At 62.6% G+C, this 5,063-nt stretch carries 2 rRNA genes; both read left to right on the top strand.

Annotation, left to right across the window (positions count from 1 at the left end):
- The first annotated feature begins 233 nt into the window (after positions 1–233).
- Positions 234–1,739 (top strand): 16S ribosomal RNA (locus AAA069_RS09865).
- 400 nt (positions 1,740–2,139) lie between these two features.
- Positions 2,140–5,063, top strand: a 23S ribosomal RNA gene (locus tag AAA069_RS09860); the annotation flags it as partial.

The raw sequence follows: 5,063 nt of genomic DNA, 5'->3' as shown, positions 1-5,063 counted from the left end.
GCCGCAAAGCGTGCACCTTGAGAACCGGATACTGCGAGGATGGACACACCAGTTGTGTCGCATCCGGGCAGACATCGAACCATTTGAAATGGTCTAACTTGGATTTGTTTTTCGCAAGGCCGCCGAGAGGCGGCCCCGAGAAATTCCTTTTCCTATACTAAAACCATATGAATCGAACGGAACCGATCAGCTAATAGTTGTGAGGACCGGACGGGCTCGAAGCCCATACATTTTGGACGGAGAGTTCGATCCTGGCTCAGGATGAACGCTGGCGGCGCGCCTAACACATGCAAGTCGAACGGCACCTATCTTCGGATAGAAGCGAGTGGCGAACGGCTGAGTAACACGTGGAGAACCTGCCCCCTCCCCCGGGATAGCCGCCCGAAAGGACGGGTAATACCGGATACCCCGGGGTGCCGCATGGCACCCCGGCTAAAGCCCCGACGGGAGGGGATGGCTCCGCGGCCCATCAGGTAGACGGCGGGGTGACGGCCCACCGTGCCGACAACGGGTAGCCGGGTTGAGAGACCGACCGGCCAGATTGGGACTGAGACACGGCCCAGACTCCTACGGGAGGCAGCAGTGGGGAATCTTGCGCAATGGGGGGAACCCTGACGCAGCGACGCCGCGTGCGGGACGGAGGCCTTCGGGTCGTAAACCGCTTTCAGCAGGGAAGAGTCAAGACTGTACCTGCAGAAGAAGCCCCGGCTAACTACGTGCCAGCAGCCGCGGTAATACGTAGGGGGCGAGCGTTATCCGGATTCATTGGGCGTAAAGCGCGCGTAGGCGGCCCGGCAGGCCGGGGGTCGAAGCGGGGGGCTCAACCCCCCGAAGCCCCCGGAACCTCCGCGGCTTGGGTCCGGTAGGGGAGGGTGGAACACCCGGTGTAGCGGTGGAATGCGCAGATATCGGGTGGAACACCGGTGGCGAAGGCGGCCCTCTGGGCCGAGACCGACGCTGAGGCGCGAAAGCTGGGGGAGCGAACAGGATTAGATACCCTGGTAGTCCCAGCCGTAAACGATGGACGCTAGGTGTGGGGGGACGATCCCCCCGTGCCGCAGCCAACGCATTAAGCGTCCCGCCTGGGGAGTACGGCCGCAAGGCTAAAACTCAAAGGAATTGACGGGGGCCCGCACAAGCAGCGGAGCATGTGGCTTAATTCGAAGCAACGCGAAGAACCTTACCAGGGCTTGACATATGGGTGAAGCGGGGGAGACCCCGTGGCCGAGAGGAGCCCATACAGGTGGTGCATGGCTGTCGTCAGCTCGTGTCGTGAGATGTTGGGTTAAGTCCCGCAACGAGCGCAACCCCCGCCGCGTGTTGCCATCGGGTGATGCCGGGAACCCACGCGGGACCGCCGCCGTCAAGGCGGAGGAGGGCGGGGACGACGTCAAGTCATCATGCCCCTTATGCCCTGGGCTGCACACGTGCTACAATGGCCGGTACAGAGGGATGCCACCCCGCGAGGGGGAGCGGATCCCGGAAAGCCGGCCCCAGTTCGGATTGGGGGCTGCAACCCGCCCCCATGAAGTCGGAGTTGCTAGTAATCGCGGATCAGCATGCCGCGGTGAATGCGTTCCCGGGCCTTGTACACACCGCCCGTCACACCACCCGAGTCGTCTGCACCCGAAGTCGCCGGCCCAACCGAGAGGGGGGAGGCGCCGAAGGTGTGGAGGGTGAGGGGGGTGAAGTCGTAACAAGGTAGCCGTACCGGAAGGTGCGGCTGGATCACCTCCTTTCTAGGGAGATAAGTTCTTAGAGAGACAAACTTTAACTCGAATAGAGGGCAGGAGCCCGTCCGGTAGATGTCCGCCAGGATAAGTCCCCGCAGCACCCGGTCCCCGGGGTCGCACCCGCGTACCTTGAGAGCCGCATAGCGATAGGAGAGAGATGGAAGAGATTCATCTTCCAGACTCGATTCTTTTCTGCGATTAAATCAAGAATGATAGCAATCATTCATCCGATCCAAACAAGAAGAATTCACTTATATATGAGTGAGGAGCATCTGATCGCGAGCACAGTGAAACGGACTGTGCCGCGGTATGAGATACCCGAATTGCGACATACGAGCGCTATTCATGATATCGATTAATTAGATTAATTAGCGACACGTGGATATCCCGCGGGCCCGATGCGGTCCCGCAAGATACCACGGGCGCACGGCGGATGCCTTGGCACAGGGAGCCGATGAAGGACGCGGCAAGCTGCGATAATCCCCGGCGAGGAGCACACATCCTTCGACCCGGGGGTCTCCGAATGGGCGAACCCATCCACAGCAGTGTGGATATCCCCACCCCGAACACATAGGGCCGGGGAGGACAACCCGGGGAACTGAAACATCTAAGTACCCGGAGGAGAGGAAATCAATCTCGAGACTCCCCGAGTAGCGGCGAGCGAAAGGGGACCGATGGCCAAACCGTCGAGCGGGCATACCCGGCAGGGGTTCCGCCGACGGGGTTGCAGGGCCGCGCATCCGGGGGCTGCCGCCCCCGGGCGCAGGTCCGGCTGGGGAGCGGAACGGCATGGGAGGGCCGGCCGCAGCGGGTGACAGCCCCGTACGCGAACCCAGACCGGACGGCGCGACGCGGTCCCTGAGTAGGGCCGGGCACGTGAAACCCGGTCCGAACCTGGGTGGACCACCATCCAAGCCTGAGTACTACCCTGTGACCGATAGCGCACCAGTACCGTGAGGGAAAGGTGAAAAGCACCCCGGGAGGGGAGTGAAACAGTACCTGAAACCGTGCGCCCACGAGCAGTCGGAGCAACTTTTAGTTGTGACGGCGTGCCTTTTGTAGAATGAGCCAGCGAGTCGCTGGCGCGGGGCGAGGTTAACCGAAAGGGAGCCGGAGCGAAAGCGAGCCTTAACAGGGCGACTTGAGTCCCGCGCCGCGGACGCGAAGCCGGGTGAGCTATCCGTGGGCAGGCTGAAGCGGGGGTAAGACCCCGTGGAGGGCCGAACGCACGTCGGTTGAAAACGGCGGCGATGACCTGCGGATAGGGGTGAAAGGCCAATCAAACCCGGAGATATCTCGTTCTCCCCGAAATAGCTTTAGGGCTAGCGTCGCGCGTTCACCGCCGGAGGTAGAGCACCGGATGGACGAGGGGGCTTCGCCGCCTACCGAATCCAACCGAACTCCGAATGCCGGCGGCCCAGAGCGCGGCAGTCAGAGCATGTGGGCTAAGCTGTGTGCTCGAGAGGGAAACAGCCCGGACCGCCCGCTAAGGTCCCCAAGTTCCAGCCGAGTGGCAAAGGATGTGCGTCCGCCCAGACAACCAGGATGTTGGCTTAGAAGCAGCCATCCATTCAAAGAGTGCGTAACAGCTCACTGGTCGAGTGGACATGCGCCGACAATACACGGGGCTAAGCTGGACACCGAAGCGGCGGGATTTTAATTCATTAGAATCGGTAGGGGAGCTTCCCATGCGCGGAGAAGCCGGAGGGCGACCGACGGTGGAGCGCATGGGAGTGAGAATGCTGGCATGAGTAGCGAGAGACGAGAGAGTAACTCGTCCGCCGTGAACCCGAGGTTTCCTGGGCAAGGCTAATCCTCCCAGGGTCAGTCGGGGGCTAAGGCGAGGCCGGGAGGCGTAGCCGACGCGCAGCAGGCAGACATTCCTGCACCGCGCACGCGGCGCTACGACCGACGGGGCGACGGATGGGGGTGGCTCGGCGGGGTTCTGGACGTCCCCGTGATGGAGCGCGGCCCGCGGACCAGGGAAATCCGGTCCGCACGAGGGCGAGGCTCCGGACGAAGCACTTAAGCGAAGCGAGTGAGCCCGAGGTCCCTAGAAAAACCCCTAGGCAGGCGCGTGCGCGCCCGTACCGCAAACCGACACAGGTGGGTGGGTAGAACATACCGAGGCGATCGGGTCAACCATGGTCAAGGAACTCGGCACAATGGCCCCGTAACTTCGGGAGAAGGGGTGCCCGCGCGTACGTGAACCGGCTCGCCCGGGGAGCGGAGGCGGGCCGCAGTGGAGAGGCCCAAGCGACTGTTTACCAAAAACACAGGACTCTGCAGAAGCCGCAAGGCGACGTATAGGGTCTGACGCCTGCCCGGTGCCGGAAGGTCACGCGGAGGAGTTAGCCGCAAGGCGAAGCCCCGAAGCCAAGCCCCGGTAAACGGCGGCCGTAACTATAACGGTCCTAAGGTAGCGAAATTCCTTGTCGGGTAAGTTCCGACCTGCACGAAAGGCGCAACGACTTGGGCGCTGTCTCGACCATGGACCCGGTGAAATTGCACTGGTCGTGAAGATGCGACTTACCCGCGGAAGGACGGAAAGACCCCGTGAACCTTCACTGCAGCTTGGCATTGGCCGCTGGTCCCGCGTGTAGAGGATAGGCAGGAGGCTAAGATCCGGAGGCGCCAGCCCCCGGGGAGCCGCCCTTGGAATACTGCCCTCGCGCGACCGGCGTCCTAACCCGAGGCCGTCAACCGGCTCGGGGACCGTGCCAGGCGGGCAGTTTGACTGGGGCGGTCGCCTCCTAAAGGGTAACGGAGGCGCGCGAAGGTCCGCTCGGGACGGTCGGCAACCGTCCTTTTGAATGCAAGAGTACAAGCGGGCTTGACTGCGAGGCCCACAAGCCGAGCAGGTGCGAAAGCAGGCTCTAGTGATCCGGCGGCCCCGAGTGGGTGGGCCGTCGCTCAACGGATAAAAGGTACTCCGGGGATAACAGGCTGATCTTGCCCAAGAGTCCACATCGACGGCAAGGTTTGGCACCTCGATGTCGGCTCATCGCATCCTGGGGCTGGAGCAGGTCCCAAGGGTACGGCTGTTCGCCGTTTAAAGCGGTACGCGAGCTGGGTTCAGAACGTCGTGAGACAGTTCGGTCCCTATCCTCCGTGGGCGCAGGAGAATCGATGGAGGCTGCCCCCAGTACGAGAGGACCGGGGTGGACGCACCTCCGGTGAACCGGTTGTCGACCAACGGCACGGCCGGGTAGCCGCGTGCGGCGCGGATAACCGCTGAAGGCATCTAAGCGGGAAGCCGTTCCAGGGATTAGTTCTCCTTCCGGTAAGGGCCCAGGTAGACTACCTGGTCGATAGACGGCAGGTGCAAGG

This window comes from Collinsella sp. CLA-SR-H006 (assembly GCF_040097075.1).
Classification (GTDB): domain Bacteria; phylum Actinomycetota; class Coriobacteriia; order Coriobacteriales; family Coriobacteriaceae; genus Collinsella.
This window is presented reverse-complemented; position numbering and strand designations above follow the sequence as displayed.